The following is a 17,041-nucleotide window of genomic DNA, read 5'->3' as shown; positions in this document are numbered from 1 at the left end:
CTTTCCTGATTCAATTGCCTTTACGGCACTGCGACGTACCTCTTCACTGAAGACGCGTCGGGTTACTAAATGTGTTTTTGCCATGTTTGACCTGGTTTTTTGGTCAACTTATTTCAGGCTCGTACAAGCGAGTACCGGTCAATACATTACGCCTGCTGTTTTATTCACTATTGACTATTCACCCGAACGGATCACCGCGCGAAGCGCGTATGCCCCAACCTTAGTATTCCATTTTGCGTAAAGAAGGGGCTTTAAACCAGGTAACGCCCACTACCATCCAGGTCATGATGCCGCCGAACACTACGGAGGGCACAACCCCCAATAATCTTGCGGCAAGACCACTTTCAAACTGGCCCAGTTCATTGCTGGAATTGATGAACATGGAGTTTACACTCAGCACGCGGCCGCGCATGTGATCGGGTGTTTTAAGCTGGGTAATGGTGCCACGTACTACCACGCTAATGCCATCGAGCATGCCGCTGAGCAGCAGTGCGGCGAACGATAACCAGTATAACTGCGATACAGCGAATATGATGATACAGGTGCCAAAACCGGCTACTGCAAACAGCAGTTTGGTGCCCTGTTTTCTGCGCATGGGAGAGATGGTAAGCAATACCACACTGCAGATAGCGCCGATATCGGCTGCGCCGTTCAAAAAGCCGAAACCTTCAGGGCCTACTTTCAGGATATCCCTTGCATATACCGGCACCATGGCTACTGCGCCGCCAAACAATACCGCAAACATATCGAGCGATAAAGCGCCCAGCAGCTCTTTTGTTTTGAATACAAAGTTGAGCCCTTCCTTTACACTTTCAAGCGTGCGTTTTTCACCGCGTTCAGCCAGCGGCGGTTGTTTCTTCAGCGGGAACAGTATAATAAAGGAGAGTGCCAGTAAACAGGCAATCACGGTAAGCGTGCCTGAAATACCGATACCTGCTATCAAAAAGCCCCCGATGGCATGCCCGCTAACCGAGCCGGAAAGCCAGCCGCCCTGGTTCCAGGTAGTGGCATTCTGCAATGCGCTTTTGGGCACAATAGATGCCAGCATTACGTTAAACACCGGCCCTGTAAAAGCACGTATAATGCCGGTACAGAAGATGGTCATGTACACGCAAATGGCAATCCAGTGATTGCTGAGGTGTGCAGCCGTATAGCGGGATGATAGCATGGTTAATATGGTGGCTGCAATGCAGTACAGCATTACGCCGGTAAGCAGCAGCCTGCGTTTTTCTGATATGTCGATGAAGTGACCGGCATACAGTGCCAGTGAAATGGCAGGTATTACTTCAGACAGGCCAATGAGGCCGATGGCAAGAGGATCGTTGGTAAGGTTGTAAATCCACCAGCCAACAACGGTGGTCATCATGCGTAAGGCCAGGATAAAAAAGATTCGTCCTGCCAGCAGGTTGCGGAAGGCTTTTATTCTGACCGACGAGAAAGGATCGTTTTGCTGGGTTGGTACTGTTTGCGTCATAACCTGATGTTTTTAGTAAAGCCGGGCTACGGTAAACTGATATAATGCTGCCCTTCGGGAAAATCCTGTTCCAGGGCATCCAGTATTACCTGCAAATGTGCATCATTTCCAAGAAAATCGGCATTTGAGGCATCAACGAATAATGTTTTGATGTTGTGTTGCCTGATATAACTGGTGTAGGTATCCTGCAGGTTCAGCAGGTAATCGTCGGGTATATGCTGCTCGTAGGCGCGGTTTCTTTTGCGGATATTCGCCTGTAAACGCTCTACGGGTGCATGCAGGTAAATGAGAATATCGGGAAATAACAGTTGCTGGTGAATAATGTCGAACAGTTTCTGGTACAGCCTGAATTCTTCTTCGGGCAGTGTTACCTTGGCAAACAGCAGGCATTTGGTAAAAAGATAATCCGATACGGTGATGTGCTGAAAAAGATCGTTGGTATGCAGCATTTCTTTCAGCTGCTTGAATCGCTCCGCCATAAAAAACAATTCCAGCGGAAAGGCGTATTGTTTGGGGTTTTCGTAAAACCTGGGTAGAAATGGGTTGTCTGCGAATTCTTCGAGAATCAGTCTTGCATTCAGTTTTTTTGCCAGCAAATGCGCCAGCGTTGTTTTTCCTGCTCCTATATTGCCCTCTATCGTAATAAAATGATGCTTCATGTTGTATTAATCCGGGCACAAAATTACGGGGCAGGATAAACCGGTTACGAAATTTTATGCACATCCAGTGAATCAGGGCACTGAACCAGCAGCGTGGCAATGGTTTCATGCAATACCGGGTGCTGCACATCAGCCGCAATTTCGGCCAGCGGGGCAAGTGCAAACCTGCGCAGGTGCAGCCGCGGATGCGGAACAGTGAGCAGCGGTGTTTGCTGTACCAGGTTGTTGAAAAGCAGGATATCGATGTCTATCACACGTGGCCCCATGTGCTGCAACCTTTGCCGGCCCATTTGTGTTTCTATATCCAGCAACTGCTGCATCAATGCATTGCCATTAAGTGTCGTTTGTACATAAAGGGCCTGGTTGTAGAACGAGGGCTGTTCTTCTACCCCCCAGGCAGCCGTTTCATAAATGGCTGAACATTGAATAATCGTGTGTCCTTTTTGTGTAATCAGCTCCTTAGCCTTGCCTAAATATGCCAGCCGGTCGCCTAAATTACCGCCTATCAACAAGTATGCGTGGTTCATAAATTGGTAGTATAGCCCGCTTCAAATATCTTTATTTTTAAATGCACACAACAAAGTATGAAATCCTTTTTCAAAATATTCTTTGCAACCCTGCTCGCACTCGTGCTTTTTACGGTGATCGCTTTCCTGGTGCTGGCTTATATGGTTGGAAAGGCCACTTCGCCCGATAAACCCGAGATAGGTACCAATGGTGTGCTGGTGCTCGACTTATCTACCGGTTTTAAGGAACAATCGCAGGATAACCCGCTTTCCGCTCTTTTTTCTGATGCAGAAGATGCGCCCGGTTTACACGATGTGGTGCGTATGATTGAATATGCCAAAACCGATTCTGCCGTTAAAGGCATTTATCTCAAAGCTTCCGGTAATGGCAATGGTTTTGCAGCCAGCGAAGAGCTGCGGCAGGCCCTGCTGCATTTCAGGGAAAGCAAAAAGTTTGTGATCGCCTATGGTGAAGTGATGAGCCAGAAAGCGTATTACGTGGCTACTGCGGCTGATAAAGTGTATTGCCATCCCAACGGCGGGGTAGATTGGTCTGGCTACTCCAGCAGTGTAATGTTCCTGAAAGGTTTGCTGGATAAGCTGGAAATAGAACCGCAGGTGTTCTTTGCAGGTAAGTTCAAAAGCGCCACAGAGCCTTTTCGTGTAACGCAAATGACAGATGCCAACCGCCTGCAGACAACCGTTCTGCTCAACGATTTGTACAGCCGCCTGCTGCTAAACACCGCCACTGCCCGCCATACTGATACCGCTGCCTTACATGCCCTCGCCAACAACGGCACCATCCAATCTGCCAGCGACGCTTTAAAATATAACCTGGTAGATGGTCTTAAATACGACGACCAGGTAAAGGCAGAAATCTTCCGCCTGCTGCACATCAAAGAAACAGAACATCCCAATTTCATCCTGCCTGGCAAATATGTAAAGTCTATCGATACATCCGACGAAAAAGATAAAATTGCCCTTATCTATGCACAGGGTGATATTGTTGACGGCAAAGGGCAGGAAGATGAAATAGGCAGCGACCAGTATAAAAACATTATCCGCAAAGCGCGGTTCGATAAATCTGTAAAAGCGATTGTATTCAGGGTAAACTCACCCGGCGGCAGCGCACTGGCCAGTGATGTAATCTGGCGCGAAATATCACTCGCCCGCAAAGAAAAGCCGGTGATTGTAAGCATGGGCGATCTCGCAGCTTCCGGTGGTTATTATATTTCCTGCAACGGCGATTCGGTGTTTGCCGATCCCGGTACTTTAACCGGTTCCATCGGCGTATTCAGCATTATACCCAATATGCAATCGTTCTTTAAAAACAAACTGGGCATTACATTCGATCGTGTAAAAACTGCACCATATGCAGGTATCACCGATGCCAGCAAACCGCTTACGGAAATAGAAAAGCATTTTCTGCAGGCCGATGTGGATTCTATTTATTACACCTTCAAATCACGTGTGGCAGAGGGCAGGAAAAAATCAATAGACTATATCGACAGTATTGCGCAGGGCCGCGTGTGGACAGGCGAGCGGGCCATTGAGGTGGGTCTGGTAGACCGTATCGGCACCATGCAGGATGCGATTGCTTCTGCTGCGCACATGGCTAAGCTGAAAAATTATTCCACTGCAGAATACCCAGAGAAAAAATCCCTGCTGGAACAATTGCTGGGGGGTAGTGTTTCCCAAACCATCCGGGTGAACATGGCTAAAGAAGAAATAGGTGCTACCGATTACCAGATGCTGCAACAGGTGAAGAAAGTAAAAACCTGGTTTGGTATTCCGCAAACAAGAATGGCGTTTGATTTGAATGTGGAGTAGTGAGTGGTGAGTAGTGAGTGGTGAGTAGTGAGTGGTGAGTGGGAGATCACTGGTGAATAGTGAATAGTCAATAGTGAATAAAAGAAATCCCCCGTTCTGGCTTAGCCGGGACGGGGGATTTCTTTATAATGCTGTTGCTGGTGTACTCACCGGCAACAATGTTCGCTTAGCTCACTCACGACTGACGACTGACGATTCACGATCCCGACTGTCGATGTCTCGATTCTCGAAATTGGCACTCGCTTAGATCACTGACGACTGACGATTCACGATCCCGACTGTCGATGTCTCGATTCTCGAAATTGGCACTCGCTTAGATCACTCACGACTGACGACTGACGATTTACGATCCCGACTGTCGGTGGCCCTAGGGCTTGCTGTCGGGGATAACATAACCGCTGGCGGTAGTAGCGGAGGACCGGGGTTTGGATTGCCTGGCGCGCGGCCTCGGTTTTGTTGTTGCTGTGTTGCTGTCTGCAGCGGATTTTGCAGGCTTGTCTGCTGCAGCTGTGTTGGCCATGATAATCTTATCGTCTGCATAACCGCTGGCAACCTTATTGTTTTTGGTCGTATCTGTTGCAGCGGGGGTGTCTTCTGTTTTCACCTGCACTTCTACAGGGGCGGCTTTCGCTGTTGCTTCTGCTGTGGCCTTGCGGGTGGTAATGGCAATGGCATTGGGACCGCCGTAAGCAGCTGCTTCGGTGCCGCTGAGTACGGTTACTTTGGCAATATCAGCCGGGTTAACCTGCTGCATTTCCTTATCGCTGATCACCTTGCCATCCAGCACATATACAGGCGCATTAATGGCAGTGAGCACCTCGGCTGCCCTGGCTGTAGTATCTACCTTTATGGTTGCGTTTTTGCCCGAAACAGTAATGAGTTTGGTAACACCTTTAAACACGCCGGTATCGTAACTGGCAATATTCACTACATAGGCGCGCGTGGTTGTTTCGTTTGCCTTGTTTTTGTTTTTGCTTTTTTTGCTGCCGGCTGGCGCAAGTGTGTCGCTGCCGTTGGCTGTATCGTAGCTGAATACGTGGCGGGGTGTAAATCCGAATGCAAACAATCCTGTTACAGAAAGCAGGGCGCTCAGCAGTAACAGTCTTTTCAGGTAACTGTTGCAGGGGTGGGTTAATGGGAAATACATAAAACGTCTTTTAATGGGTAAAATTGAAAATACGTTAAACCGGGTGTAAATTAAGGGAAATTCGACCAGCTTGTGCATAAAAGTCTACGCCCCTGCGGGCCGGCATTTGCAAAACCGGCTTAAACAGGCTGTGGCACAGGTGTTGAAGTTAGCTTTTTGGTTCATTTTCAAATTCATTCCTGTATTTTTGATGCCAATTCAAGCACCATGTCTGAGATCGTTGTTTCTGTTCGCAATGCCAATATTTACCAGGGGGGTAACCTGGTGTTACAAGACGTAAATTTTTCTGTTAACAGGGGAGAGTTTGTATACCTGGTAGGTAAAACCGGCACCGGCAAAAGCAGCCTGCTGAAAACATTATACGGCGAATTGCCTTTGAAAGAAGGCGTGGTAGATGTGGCAGGGCATTCGCTGAAAGACATGAACTGGAAAAAAGTTCCTTTCCTGCGCCGCAACCTGGGCGTGGTGTTCCAGGATTTTCAACTGCTTACAGACAGAAATGTGCATGAAAACCTCCGCTTTGTACTGAAAGCCACGGGCTGGAAAGACGAAAAGCTGATGGAAGAAAAAATCAACGATGTGCTCGATAAAGTTGGTTTAAAAAGCAAAGGCTTCAAAATGCCTTTCGAAATGAGCGGCGGCGAACAGCAAAGGGTAGAAATTGCCCGTGCCCTGCTTAACTCACCCAAAGTAATACTGGCAGATGAGCCTACCGGCAACCTCGATCCTGAAACCAGCGATGAAATTATGCAGCTGCTGTTTCACATCTGCCGCGATTATGGCACCGCTATCATCATGGCTACGCACGATTTTATCGTAATTAACCGTTATCCTTCCCGCATGCTGAAAACAGAAAAAAGCAAGGTAATGGATAGTGCTGCGCTGGTGACAGAATAAGTTTCATCTTTCCCAGATCCATTGTATAAAGGTGGCCGCATTGCCGGCGTTGTTGTAGCGTTGCAGCAATACCTGTTTGCGCAGGGTAATATCGCGCAGGGTAAACGGCTGCCGGTACAGCGCACTTATTTGCTGTATCCATTGTGCAGTAACGCCTGCAGCATGGCAAATAGCGCTAAGCCCGGTACTGCGCAGCACCGGTGCATGTGCAATACAATGCCTCCCGTTAAATAAAGCATTTAATAACTTGCCCGGCACGCCGGTATTGGTAAAACTGGGTAATAAATGAATGTGCGCCTTGCGGATAATGTCCTGCAGTTCGGGCGCGCTGGGGTTGGCCACCACACAGGTGTTGGTCCATTGCCGTGCCTGCTGTTGCAGCCGTGGCGAGGGGTTGCAGCCTGCAATTACCAGGGGCACATCGATGTTGCGGCATACCTGGTTCAGCAACCAGCTTGCCGCCTGCTCATTATGCCCGGCCGATAAATCGCCGTGGTATAAACAATAACTGCCCGATCCTTCTTCACTGTTCACCTGCTGCTGCGGAATAAACAGCGGCAGTACGGCCGTATGGCGGTATTGCATGTATTCGCGGTAAAAATCTGCATCGGCATCCAGGCTGGTAATAAACACTGCCTTACCGGCAATACGCTGCTCGTGCTGCAGCAGCAGCGAAGCCTGGTGGCGGTAGTACCATTTACGCAGCAGGTTGGCCGATTGCCTGGCCTGTTGCTGGTAGCTGCGGTGCTGTACCTGCTGCAGGCGTACAAAACAACGGCGGCCGGCAAAACGGTCGTCCAGCAGCAGGGCGGTACAGTGAATGCCTTCCATCAAAACAGGGTAATCATCGTGCAGCAGGCGCTGAAACAGCTGCTCGTTTTTACGGCTGGCCACCATACAGGGCAGTTGCAGGATGGTAGCGGCCGAAATGCGGCTGTGCGGGTATACATGCACGCTGGCGCAGTATTGCGTAAGGCAGGGAGGCAGGGGAGCGGCATCATCGCCAAAACAGTGCAGGTGAATATGTATGCCGGCGGCTGCCAGGGCAGGCAGTTTGTAAAAACGGTCGGCCATGCTGCCATAAACAGCCGGGTATGGTATGGTTGAACTAACAATATGTAAATGCTTTTCCAATGGCAGCCAGGTTTCGGTGCAGCAGGTTGTTCGGTGGGGTTATGTTTTACCAAACAGCTGTAAACAGGTATTGTTTCAATTGTGGAGAACCCCTAATTTCGCCCCCAATTATACGCCCCGCTAAATTATTTGGGCATTACTGCTGTTTTCATCCCCGAAAACCCTACCTTTGCACACAAAATAAAGTAGAAGCCATTATTTGGATGTTTTAAAAAAGTATTTGAGATGCCTTTAACAAAAGAAAAAAAAGCAACAATTTTTGCTGAATTCGGTGGTAAAGCCGAAAATACCGGCTCTATCGAGGGCCAAATCGCTATGTTAACAGAGCGTATTTCCAGCATTTCCAAGCATTTGCAGGCAAATAAAAAAGATTTTTCTACCAATCGCGGTTTGATGCAACTGGTAGGTCAGCGCAAACGCCTGCTGGCTTACATGCAGAAACATAACCTTACCGGTTATCGTGAACTGATCGCTAAACTGGGTATCAGGAAATAATTCATTCAGCTATGATACAAGCTATTCCCAACTGAAATTGTAAAACGGTTGGGAATAGTTTTTTGTGTGTATAGCGGTTGCATTGCGCACTAACCCGATTTTTCGCCTGATTCCGCCGGTACAATCCTTCCCTCCTGTTTTGTACGGCGCAAATCTGCCCGGTCGTATCCGGGATTTAAATTACTTACATTATGTTATCACAACCATTAAGTGTATCGTTTGACCTGGGTGGTGGCCGCGAAGTGACCATCGAAACAGGTAAACTGGCACGCCAGGCCGACGGATCTGTTACCGTTAGGCAGGGTAACAACATACTGCTGGCTACCGTTGTAGCCAACAAAGAACCACGCGAAGGACAGGATTTCTTTCCTTTAAGCGTTGATTACCAGGAAAAATTTGCCTCTGCCGGTCGTATCCCCGGTTCTTTTTTCAAACGCGAAGGCCGTTTAAGCGATTACGAAGTGCTCATCAGCCGCCTGGTTGACCGTGCGCTGCGCCCGCTGTTTCCCGAAGATTATTTCTGCGATGTGCAGGTGCTGATCACCCTCGTTTCAAGCGACGGTGAAATTATGCCCGACGCACTGGCCTGCCTGGCAGCCTCTGCAGCACTCGCCGTTTCTGATATTCCCATTAAAGAAATCATTTCTGAAGTACGTATTGCACGTATCGGCGGTGAACTGGTGGTGAACCCTTCCAGGACACAGCTCGCTACTGCCGATATGGACTTTATGATCGCTGCCACTGAGAAAAACCTCATGATGGTGGAAGGTGAAAGTAAAGAGTGCAGCGAAGAAGACCTGGTGAAGGCGCTTCAGCTGGCACACGACGCTATCCGCATCCAGATTAAAGCACAGGAACAGCTCCGCGCTTTAAAAGGTGTTACCGGCAAGCGTGATTATCCAAAACCCGTACAGGACGAAGAACTGAGAGAGAAAGTTGCTGCTTTCAGCTCAGCCAAAATGTACGAAATCGCTAAAAGCGGTACTTCCAAACACGAACGCAGCGATGCTTTCAAAGTGCTGAAAGATGCACTAATAGAAAGCCTTGGCGAGGAAGTGGAAGACAAGACCAAAAAACTGGCTAAAAAATATTACGAAGACCTGCAGTGGGAAGTGGTGCGTAACATGATTCTCGACGACCGTATCCGTTTGGACGGCCGCCAGCTTGACCAGGTTCGTCCGCTGGCAATGGAAACCGATCCGCTGCCTACACCGCACGGTTCTGCACTGTTCACCCGTGGCGAAACCCAGTCGCTCACTACCGTTACACTCGGTACACCGCTGGATGAGCTGATGATTGAAAGCGCAGCAAAATCTGAATATTCTAAATTCATCCTGCATTATAACTTCCCCCCGTTCTCTACAGGTGAAGTGAAAATGATGCGTGGCCCCGGACGCCGTGAAGTGGGTCATGGTAACCTGGCTATGCGCAGCCTGAAACAAATGATGCCCGGCAGCGATTATGCTTACACCGTTCGCGTGGTGAGCGATATCCTGGAATCAAACGGTTCGTCTTCAATGGCAACTGTATGTGCCGGCTCACTGGCCCTGATGGATGCAGGTGTGCCTTTCCCCAAACACGTTAGCGGTGTGGCCATGGGTTTAATTACCCGCGGTACCGATGGTAAATACGCTATTCTCACCGATATCCTGGGTGATGAAGATCACCTGGGTGATATGGACTTTAAAGTAACCGGTACCCGTGAAGGTATTTGCGGTGTGCAGATGGATATTAAAGTAGACGGCTTAAGCATGGAAGTAATGCGCGAAGCACTGGAGCAGGCACGCAAAGGCCGCCTGCACATTCTCGACGCCATGTACGAATGTATGCCGGCTGCACGTGCAGAAGTTAAATCTCACGCACCAAGGATGGAGAAACTGATCATCGATAAAGAATTTATCGGTGCAGTAATCGGGCCCCAGGGTAAAGTGATCCAGGAAATTCAGAAAGAAACCGGTACCACAATCAACATCGAAGAGGTTGGCAACACCGGTGAAGTAAGCATTTTCTCTGCCAATAAAGATGGTGTTGAAAAAGCACGCATCTGGATTAAAGGCATTGTTGCTGTTCCTGAAGTGAACGAAGTGTATGAAGCAAAAGTAAAAACCATTCAGCCTTACGGTGCGTTCGTTGAGTTCCTGCCTAAGAAAGAAGGTTTGCTGCATATCAGCGAAGTTTCATGGAAACGCCTCGAAAGCCTGGAAGGTGTGCTGAAAGAAGGTGATGTAATTAAAGTAAAACTGATTGGCGTTGATACCAAAACCGGCAAGTTCAAACTGAGCCGCAAGGTGCTGATGCCAAAACCTGAAGGACACCAGGAACCCGCTCCGCGCGGTCCGCGCCCTGAAGGCAGTGGTTCAAGAAACGGTGATCAGCGCGACCAGCGCGAGCCCCGCGAACCACGTCAGCAGAGAGACTAATTCAGTTTACTGCAAATAATACAAGCCCCGTGCATACCAGTGTGCGGGGCTTTTTTGTGAGTGGGAAAGACATCGACAGTCGAGACATCGACACATCGGGACGATCTTAGCGAACCACTAACATCACTCATGAACCTGGCTCGCTGCGATAGTCTCGACTGTCGAATCTCGATGTGTCGGTGAACCCGCACATGCGCGAAGCGCGCCGAAGCCCACCACCTACAACACCGATGAAAACAGCCTGCAGATAGATTCACAGAATTTCTTCACCCTGCTGCGTTGCGACCATTCGGCGAGGGTTATTTCAACACTGTCTTCGAGGTCTTTCAGGAAAACGGCTTTCAGCTGGTCGTGGATAAGGGAATCATATACCACGGCATTCAATTCAAAATTGAGATCAAAACTGCGGATATCCATATTGGCAGAGCCAACCATGCTGAGGGTATTATCACTCACCAGGGTTTTGGCGTGTACAAAGCCTTTTTGATAGAGATAAATGCGTACGCCGGCTTCCAGCAATTCTTCGTAATAGGAGTGGGCAGCGAGGTTTACAAAACGTGAATCAGACACACCGGGTACCAGCAAACGCACTTCAACCTTGCTCAGTGCGGCTTCCCTTAATGCATTGCGCAAACTTTCATTGGGAATAAAATACGGCGTGGTGATGTACACATATTTTTTTGCATTAACAATGGCGCTGAAATAACTGAGCATGATGCTGGCACGGTCACTGTCTGGCCCGCTTTGAATAACCTGTACCAGTTGGTTGTGGCCGGTTTTGTCACTGGGAAAATAATCCAGTGAAACCGGCAGCTCTTCATCTGAGCAAAAGTTCCAGTTCAGGAAAAACAGGTACTGCAAGGGTTTTACGGCATCGCCTTCAATCAGCAAATGGGTATCGCGCCAGTAAAGATCGTTGCCGGGTAAATTATTATCGTACCGGTCAGAGATATTGATGCCGCCGGTAAAGGCCAGCCTGCCATCAATGATAATCATCTTGCGGTGATCGCGGTAGTTGTGCCTGTTAGAAACCAGCGGGAACAGGATGCGGTAAAACGGGAATGCTTTTACCCCCTGTGTACGCAACTTGCGCAGGTACCTGTTTTTAAGCGATGTGCCAAAATCATCGTAAATCATTTTTACTGCAACACCTTCTGCTGCTTTTTTTACCAGCAGTTTCAGCAGCCTGTCTGCAATAACACCGTTTTCAATAATGTAATATTCAATATGAATATGGTGCTGTGCTTTTTCCAGCTCGGCAAACATGCGTTCAAACTTCTGCTCCCCGTTAATCAGCAGCTCTACGCGATTGTTTACAGACAGGGGCAGGCGGCTGTCGTTCAGTATCAGTCTTGCTGTTTGCTCGCTGCCTTTCAGTTCTTTCAAATGCTGTCCCAGCAAGTCTTCCGAGAGGCGTATGAGATGACTGGCATATAAATTAAACTGCGCATTATCCTGCAGGAATTTTCGTTTATACAGTTTGTTCTTGCGATAGTTTTCACCTGCTACTGCATAAATAACAATACCCAGCACGGGCAAACTGTAAAACAACAACAGGTAAGCGATGGTTTTGGAAGGCGCGCGGTTCTGGGAAATAATGATGACAGCAAACACTGTACTCACCACATAAGAAGCAGTGATGATCCAGCTCAGGATGTCAATAGAGTGGAGTGTCATATTCATCAGCAAGATAAGGCAAAAAAAATCGTGCCGTAAAGGCATCGAGAGTCGAGAGTCGACAGTCGAGACTATCACAGCGAGTCCGATTCGTGAGATAACCAAGCGAGTATTACACTGTCGCCTTCGGCGACTTAAACCCAACAGGGCTGGCAGCTAGTAGCTTGCAGCTGTTTTTGCTAACCGCTTTTCTTTACCTTTGCCGCATGCCCAATTATATCCAGGTTTCGATACACAATGCAGAGCAGGAGCAGAAAGACATTATCATCGCCCTGCTGTCTGAAGAAGGTTTTGATGGCTTTGAAGAAAGACCTTCTGAGCTATACTCTTTTATTGAAGAACCCGCTTTTAATGAAGCGCCATTGAAAGAACTGAGCGAACAGTTTGCTTTTAGCTATACCACCAGTTTAATTGCAGAACAAAACTGGAATGCCTTGTGGGAAGCAGGTTTTAGTCCTGTACTGGTGGATGATTTTGTAGCCATACGCGCCAGCTTTCATGATGCTGTGCCGGGTATGCAGCATGAAATTGTAATTACACCCAAAATGAGTTTCGGCACCGGTCACCATGCCACTACCTATATGATGATTCAGCTGATGCGTGAGCTGGATTTCCGCAATACCGCTGTGTTTGATTTTGGCACCGGCACCGGCATTCTCGCCATACTGGCCGAGCAGCTGGGCGCAGCCAGTGTACTGGGCATTGACAATGATGACTGGAGTATCGACAACGCGCAGGAAAACCTGGCTACCAATCATAGTACACACACCACTATTGCAAAGGCTGATACTGCAGCAACAGGCGGATCGTATGATGTGATACTTGCCAATATCAACAAGCACATTATACTTGCCAATATGCCGCAACTGCAGCAGCAACTTAAAGAAAACGGCGTGCTGCTGTTAAGCGGATTGCTCGAAGCTGATGAAGCAGATATTTTGCCCGCTGTTGCCGCGCAAGGCTTACAACACCGCAAAACCTTCCACCGCAACGGCTGGATAGCGATGTGGTGCAGCAAGTGAATCGTGAAGCCATCGAGAATCGAGAATCGACAGTCGAGACCGTGAGCCGTGAATTGTCAGCCGTGAGTGATAAGCGGGTACCAATTTCGAGAATCGAGAATCGACAGTCGGGATTATCTCAGCGATCGCAAGAATATGCCGCCGTTGCCGGTGTCCCCACCGGCAACTAGCTCCACCCCGGTAAAAATCTCCGCTCCGTTCATTCACTATTGCCTATTCACTATTCACCGTGATCTCCCACACTCACCACTCACCACTAATCCCCCATATGTTAAATTTCCTGCTAATTTCCCCAGCTAAGGCATTCATCTGGTACTTTTTAATATATGATGGAAATAAACGATTTGTTAGCGGGTGTTTGTGAATGTCAAAATCCCCTATATTTGTCTACCCAACTGTAGCCACCAATGAACGAATTGTTACTCATCATATTGGCGTATTTAATAGGCTCGATTCCCACATCCGTTTGGATAAGCAGGCATTTTTTCGGAATTGATATCCGGGATTACGGCAGTGGTAATGCGGGCGCCACCAACACTTACCGTGTGCTGGGCTCCAAATGGGGCACCGTGGTAATGATTGTGGATATGCTGAAAGGCGTACTGGCTACTTCCCTGTATATTTTATTACCGCATTATTTAACCGACGAGTGGGACAGAACCAACCTGATGATCGGGCTGGGACTGGGCGCCGTACTGGGTCATATCTTCCCGGTATGGGCAGGCTTTAAAGGCGGTAAGGGCGTGGCCACCTTGTTTGGTATGGCCGTGGCCATTCAGCCCCTGGTAGCAGTTTGCTGTGTGGGTGTGTTTTTACTGGTATTGTACCTAACCCGCTTTGTATCGCTGAGTTCTATACTGGCCAGTGTTGCTTTCGCGGTGCTGATACTGTTTATCTTCAATGAAAAAGAAACCCTGTACCGCGTATTCGCAGTGGCAGTGGCGCTGATGGTGATACTAACCCATCAGAAGAATATCAACCGCATACTTAAAGGCACGGAAAGTAAAGTGCCCATTCTCAAATACCGCGATCGCCGCAGGCGCCGTCATCTTGACGACGATGAGGACTAAATCTTTTGCACAGCTGCATGGTGCAGCGTATTCCATCCTACTGTAATAAGCCCCGGGTTTTAAGCTGCATGCAACCAACTGCACTGCATAACTGTATGGCATTTGGATATTTGCATGGTGCATGCTTATCTTTAGCACATTAAATAAGCAACTGCCTGCAAACTGGTACAGATATTGAAAATTAATTTTCTAAACACTGAAACAATGACCCGTAACCTTGCTATAGCTGCTGTTGCAGCCGCAACGCTAACTTTCGCCGGATGTACAAGAAATGCCATTACCGGCAGAAGCCAGTTATCCCTGGTTTCTGAATCGGAAATGCAATCCATGGCGCTTACGCAATACCAGCAGTTTTTAACACAGAACAAAGTGGTATCTGCTTCATCGAGTAAAGATGCGGAAATGGTAGTGCGCGTAGGCAACCGTATTGCCAATGCCATTACTACATATTACCAGCAAAAGGGCGCATCTGATATTTTAAAAGGCTACAAGTGGGAGTTTAACCTGGTTGACAGCAAGGAAGTAAACGCCTGGTGTATGCCTGGCGGTAAAGTGGTGGTGTATACCGGCCTCCTGCCTGTTACGCGCGACGAAGCTTCGCTGGCTATTGTACTGGGGCACGAAATTACCCACGCCGTTGCCGGTCATGGCCGTGAGCGCATGAGCCAGCAAATGGTGGCACAGGGACTGGGCAGCCTGGGCGGCGTAGCCCTGGGTGGAAACCCGCAGGCTGCAAGCATTTTCAACAGCGTTTACGCGCCTTCTGCACAGGTGGGTGTGTTGTTGCCCAACTCGCGCAAACAGGAATCGGAAGCCGACCATTACGGCCTTATTTTCGCGGCCATGGCAGGCTACAACCCGCAGGTGGCCATCGCCTTCTGGGAGCGCATGGCATCGCTGGGAGGAGATAAGCCGCCGGTAATGCTGAGCGACCACCCGAGCGACCAGGCACGTATTGACAACATTAAAAAACTGATGCCGGAAGCCTTAACCTATTACAAACCGGTAAGCCACTGATTGTGAATAAAAACGGTGAAACCCGCATTTTTTGCGGGTTTTTTTGTGCCCATAAGGGGAAATGCTGCATTTTTTACCTAATTTTGCACTCTCGAATTTCTCACCTTAAAATTTTTTTTGAGGCATGTCGCAAGAAAGTTTGTTTGAAAAATTGCAATTAAAAGACGAAAAAAACCTGTTGATACAGGGCATCCCTTCAGCAATCGAGAAGCAATTCAGCAAGCTGACGTTCTCAAAAAATGTTACCCCTTTATTGAAGGCTAAAAAGATTGATTTTGCACTGGTGTTCGCACTCAGTCAAAACCAGCTTTGTAACATTTTGAAGGAATTGTTCAGTGCGTTACACGATGACAGCAAATTATGGGTAGCATACCCAAAAGCCACCAGCAAAATTGCGAGCGATTTAAACAGGGACTGTAGTTGGCAGATTTTGTCAGACAATGGTTATGAAGCGGTGAGGCAGGTAGCAATTGATCATGTGTGGACAGCCATGCGTTTTAAGAAAGTAGAAACAATTCCCAACCGTTCGAGGGCATTTACCGAGATCAGGAATTCTGAAATCAACGGTGTTGATTTTGACAGGCGCCTGGTTAGTCCGCCCGTAGAACTGGAAACCCTGTTTGTAAAACACAATGAGGCAAAAGAATTTTTTACCAATTTGTCGTTTACCAACCAGAAGGAGTATGTTTCCTGGATCCAGGACGCAAAAAGAGCTGACACGAAACAGAGAAGACTTGAAGCAACAGTAGAAAAATTATTGGCAGGAAAGAAGAACCCCACCGAGAAATAATCACCTTTTTCTTCGGTTTCAAAATCATTAAAATGTGCATCCACGATAGTGGGTGCATTTTTTTTGCCGCGCCTTTTTTATGCCAGTGACTGTGTTCCCCACAGTCACATTCGCACTCAATAATAAGCGGCTGTGCGGACACAGCCGCAGGCGCCCGAGGAAAAATTAGCTAAAATCAATAGTACCCGCTTAGTTTCCTCACGGCTCACGACACGAAAACAGCTGCAAGCTTCAAGCTGCTAGCTGCTAGCCTGTTGGGTTTAAATCGCCGAAGGCGACAGTTATAATACCCACTTAAATCCCTCACGACTGACGACACGAAAACAGCTGCAAGCTTCAATCCCTGACGACTGACGATTCACGAATCGGCCCCGATGGTCTCGACGTGTCGATTCTCGATTCTCGACGATAACGGTTGTGAACAATTTACCTCGTTACTTGTAACATTTATACCCTGAAAAAACTAACTTGTTGTTTCATTTTTTGACCCCTTGCTGCTATCGACTTTATGCTTTGTTTAGTGATCGACGACGATATGGATGACCAGGAAATATTTGAACTGGCCATTAGGGAAACAGGAAAAAACTGTAGCTGCCTGTTCGCGGGCAGCGGGGAAGAGGGCCTGCAGCTGCTGGAACAGGAGCCGCTGCCCGATTACATTTTTCTTGACCTGAACATGCCGCGTGTGAACGGGTTGCAATGCCTTGAAGCCATACGCCGGAAAGACAACCTGCAGCGGGTACCGGTTATCATTTACAGCACCTCTTCACAGCAGGTATATATTAACAAAGCAATGTTGCTGGGCGCCACAGCTTTTATCACCAAACCATCAAGTATTGCCGGGTTAAGCGGGTTGCTGAACCATTTCTTTGACCGGCTGTAAATTATATCAACAGTACCTAC

16 protein-coding genes are annotated in these 17,041 nt (G+C 48.3%); 10 read left to right on the top strand and 6 right to left on the bottom strand.

Translation table 11 applies throughout. The annotated features are described in order from the left end of the window. The coding region (locus DXN05_RS24965; RefSeq protein WP_211330086.1) for a hypothetical protein at positions 1 to 241 on the top strand (241 nt) is incomplete at its 5' end. On the opposite strand, the gene DXN05_RS17250 is transcribed toward DXN05_RS24965, so the two are convergent. Genes DXN05_RS17250 through folK form a run of 3 tightly spaced genes read right to left on the bottom strand, consistent with a single transcriptional unit; the run spans position 221 to position 2,660 of the window. Further along, positions 221 to 1,474 carry an MFS transporter gene (locus tag DXN05_RS17250; RefSeq protein WP_116848509.1) on the bottom strand — a complete coding sequence of 418 codons (1,254 nt, stop codon included), beginning with the start codon at positions 1,472 to 1,474 and terminating at the stop codon, positions 221 to 223. The genes DXN05_RS24965 and DXN05_RS17250 overlap by 21 nt on opposite strands. A 26-nt stretch (positions 1,475 to 1,500) precedes the next feature. Continuing rightward, positions 1,501 to 2,133 carry a deoxynucleoside kinase gene (locus tag DXN05_RS17245; RefSeq protein WP_116848508.1) on the bottom strand — a complete coding sequence of 211 codons (633 nt, stop codon included), beginning with the start codon at positions 2,131 to 2,133 and terminating at the stop codon, positions 1,501 to 1,503. A 44-nt stretch (positions 2,134 to 2,177) separates the two neighbouring features. Beyond that, the gene (gene folK, locus DXN05_RS17240) at positions 2,178 to 2,660 is read right to left on the bottom strand and encodes a 2-amino-4-hydroxy-6-hydroxymethyldihydropteridine diphosphokinase (protein WP_116848507.1); all 483 of its coding nucleotides are present in this window, start codon (positions 2,658 to 2,660) and stop codon (positions 2,178 to 2,180) included. A 57-nt stretch (positions 2,661 to 2,717) separates the two neighbouring features. On the opposite strand from folK, the gene sppA reads away from it, so the two are divergent. Next, entirely contained in the window at positions 2,718 to 4,469 is a 1,752-nt protein-coding gene (sppA, locus tag DXN05_RS17235) for a signal peptide peptidase SppA (protein WP_116848506.1), read from the top strand. A gap of 367 nt (positions 4,470 to 4,836) precedes the next feature. Here the strand turns inward: sppA and DXN05_RS17230 are convergent, their stop codons facing one another. After that, positions 4,837 to 5,616 carry a hypothetical protein gene (locus DXN05_RS17230; RefSeq protein ID WP_158559290.1) on the bottom strand — a complete coding sequence of 260 codons (780 nt, stop codon included), beginning with the start codon at positions 5,614 to 5,616 and terminating at the stop codon, positions 4,837 to 4,839. A 207-nt stretch (positions 5,617 to 5,823) separates the two neighbouring features. Here DXN05_RS17230 and DXN05_RS17225 point away from each other — a divergent pair, with 207 nt between their 5' ends. Continuing rightward, the gene (locus DXN05_RS17225) at positions 5,824 to 6,513 is read left to right on the top strand and encodes a cell division ATP-binding protein FtsE (RefSeq protein WP_116848530.1); all 690 of its coding nucleotides are present in this window, start codon (positions 5,824 to 5,826) and stop codon (positions 6,511 to 6,513) included. A 3-nt stretch (positions 6,514 to 6,516) separates the two neighbouring features. Here DXN05_RS17225 and DXN05_RS17220 read toward each other — a convergent pair whose 3' ends face one another. Beyond that, positions 6,517 to 7,647: a glycosyltransferase gene (locus DXN05_RS17220; RefSeq protein WP_147313961.1), complete on the bottom strand. Its 1,131-nt coding sequence runs from the start codon at positions 7,645 to 7,647 to the stop codon at positions 6,517 to 6,519. Between the two features lie 225 nt (positions 7,648 to 7,872). Between DXN05_RS17220 and rpsO the strand changes: the two genes are divergently transcribed. Next, on the top strand, positions 7,873 to 8,142 hold the full coding sequence (rpsO, locus tag DXN05_RS17215) for a 30S ribosomal protein S15 (protein ID WP_116848503.1): 270 nt from the start codon (positions 7,873 to 7,875) through the stop codon (positions 8,140 to 8,142). Positions 8,143 to 8,333: 191 nt separating this feature from the next. Then, positions 8,334 to 10,562, top strand: a complete 2,229-nt coding sequence (gene pnp / locus DXN05_RS17210; RefSeq protein ID WP_116848502.1) for a polyribonucleotide nucleotidyltransferase — start codon at positions 8,334 to 8,336, stop codon at positions 10,560 to 10,562. 219 nt (positions 10,563 to 10,781) lie between these two features. Here pnp and cls read toward each other — a convergent pair whose 3' ends face one another. Then, the gene (gene cls, locus DXN05_RS17205) at positions 10,782 to 12,239 is read right to left on the bottom strand and encodes a cardiolipin synthase (protein WP_158559289.1); all 1,458 of its coding nucleotides are present in this window, start codon (positions 12,237 to 12,239) and stop codon (positions 10,782 to 10,784) included. 206 nt (positions 12,240 to 12,445) lie between these two features. On the opposite strand from cls, the gene prmA reads away from it, so the two are divergent. The 5 genes from prmA (at position 12,446) to DXN05_RS17180 (ending at position 17,021) form a co-directional block, all read left to right on the top strand. Beyond that, entirely contained in the window at positions 12,446 to 13,261 is an 816-nt protein-coding gene (prmA, locus tag DXN05_RS17200; protein WP_147313960.1) for a 50S ribosomal protein L11 methyltransferase, read from the top strand. 407 nt (positions 13,262 to 13,668) lie between these two features. Further along, positions 13,669 to 14,331 carry a glycerol-3-phosphate 1-O-acyltransferase PlsY gene (gene plsY / locus DXN05_RS17195; RefSeq protein WP_116848499.1) on the top strand — a complete coding sequence of 221 codons (663 nt, stop codon included), beginning with the start codon at positions 13,669 to 13,671 and terminating at the stop codon, positions 14,329 to 14,331. A 204-nt stretch (positions 14,332 to 14,535) separates the two neighbouring features. Beyond that, on the top strand, positions 14,536 to 15,348 hold the full coding sequence (locus tag DXN05_RS17190; RefSeq protein WP_116848498.1) for a M48 family metallopeptidase: 813 nt from the start codon (positions 14,536 to 14,538) through the stop codon (positions 15,346 to 15,348). A gap of 124 nt (positions 15,349 to 15,472) precedes the next feature. Beyond that, positions 15,473 to 16,138, top strand: a complete 666-nt coding sequence (locus tag DXN05_RS17185; protein WP_116848497.1) for a YdeI/OmpD-associated family protein — start codon at positions 15,473 to 15,475, stop codon at positions 16,136 to 16,138. Between the two features lie 508 nt (positions 16,139 to 16,646). Then, positions 16,647 to 17,021, top strand: a complete 375-nt coding sequence (locus tag DXN05_RS17180; protein ID WP_116848496.1) for a response regulator — start codon at positions 16,647 to 16,649, stop codon at positions 17,019 to 17,021. Positions 17,022 to 17,041: the final 20 nt, after the last annotated feature.

The sequence above is a fragment of the Deminuibacter soli genome (genome assembly GCF_003412455.1).
Taxonomy (GTDB): domain Bacteria; phylum Bacteroidota; class Bacteroidia; order Chitinophagales; family Chitinophagaceae; genus Deminuibacter; species Deminuibacter soli.
The sequence above is the reverse complement of the archived record's forward strand: the minus strand, read 5'-3'. Positions and strand labels throughout refer to the sequence as shown.

Coding starts and splice junctions, on each gene's coding strand:
- prmA (WP_147313960.1), top strand. CDS start 12,446: ATGCCCAATTATATCCAGGTTTCGATACACAATGCAGAGCAGGAGCAG.
- sppA (WP_116848506.1), top strand. CDS start 2,718: ATGAAATCCTTTTTCAAAATATTCTTTGCAACCCTGCTCGCACTCGTG.
- plsY (WP_116848499.1), top strand. CDS start 13,669: ATGAACGAATTGTTACTCATCATATTGGCGTATTTAATAGGCTCGATT.
- cls (WP_158559289.1), bottom strand. CDS start 12,239: ATGACACTCCACTCTATTGACATCCTGAGCTGGATCATCACTGCTTCT.
- DXN05_RS17190 (WP_116848498.1), top strand. CDS start 14,536: ATGACCCGTAACCTTGCTATAGCTGCTGTTGCAGCCGCAACGCTAACT.
- DXN05_RS17180 (WP_116848496.1), top strand. CDS start 16,647: ATGCTTTGTTTAGTGATCGACGACGATATGGATGACCAGGAAATATTT.
- rpsO (WP_116848503.1), top strand. CDS start 7,873: ATGCCTTTAACAAAAGAAAAAAAAGCAACAATTTTTGCTGAATTCGGT.
- DXN05_RS17185 (WP_116848497.1), top strand. CDS start 15,473: ATGTCGCAAGAAAGTTTGTTTGAAAAATTGCAATTAAAAGACGAAAAA.
- folK (WP_116848507.1), bottom strand. CDS start 2,660: ATGAACCACGCATACTTGTTGATAGGCGGTAATTTAGGCGACCGGCTG.
- DXN05_RS17245 (WP_116848508.1), bottom strand. CDS start 2,133: ATGAAGCATCATTTTATTACGATAGAGGGCAATATAGGAGCAGGAAAA.
- DXN05_RS17250 (WP_116848509.1), bottom strand. CDS start 1,474: ATGACGCAAACAGTACCAACCCAGCAAAACGATCCTTTCTCGTCGGTC.
- DXN05_RS17225 (WP_116848530.1), top strand. CDS start 5,824: ATGTCTGAGATCGTTGTTTCTGTTCGCAATGCCAATATTTACCAGGGG.
- DXN05_RS17230 (WP_158559290.1), bottom strand. CDS start 5,616: ATGTATTTCCCATTAACCCACCCCTGCAACAGTTACCTGAAAAGACTG.
- pnp (WP_116848502.1), top strand. CDS start 8,334: ATGTTATCACAACCATTAAGTGTATCGTTTGACCTGGGTGGTGGCCGC.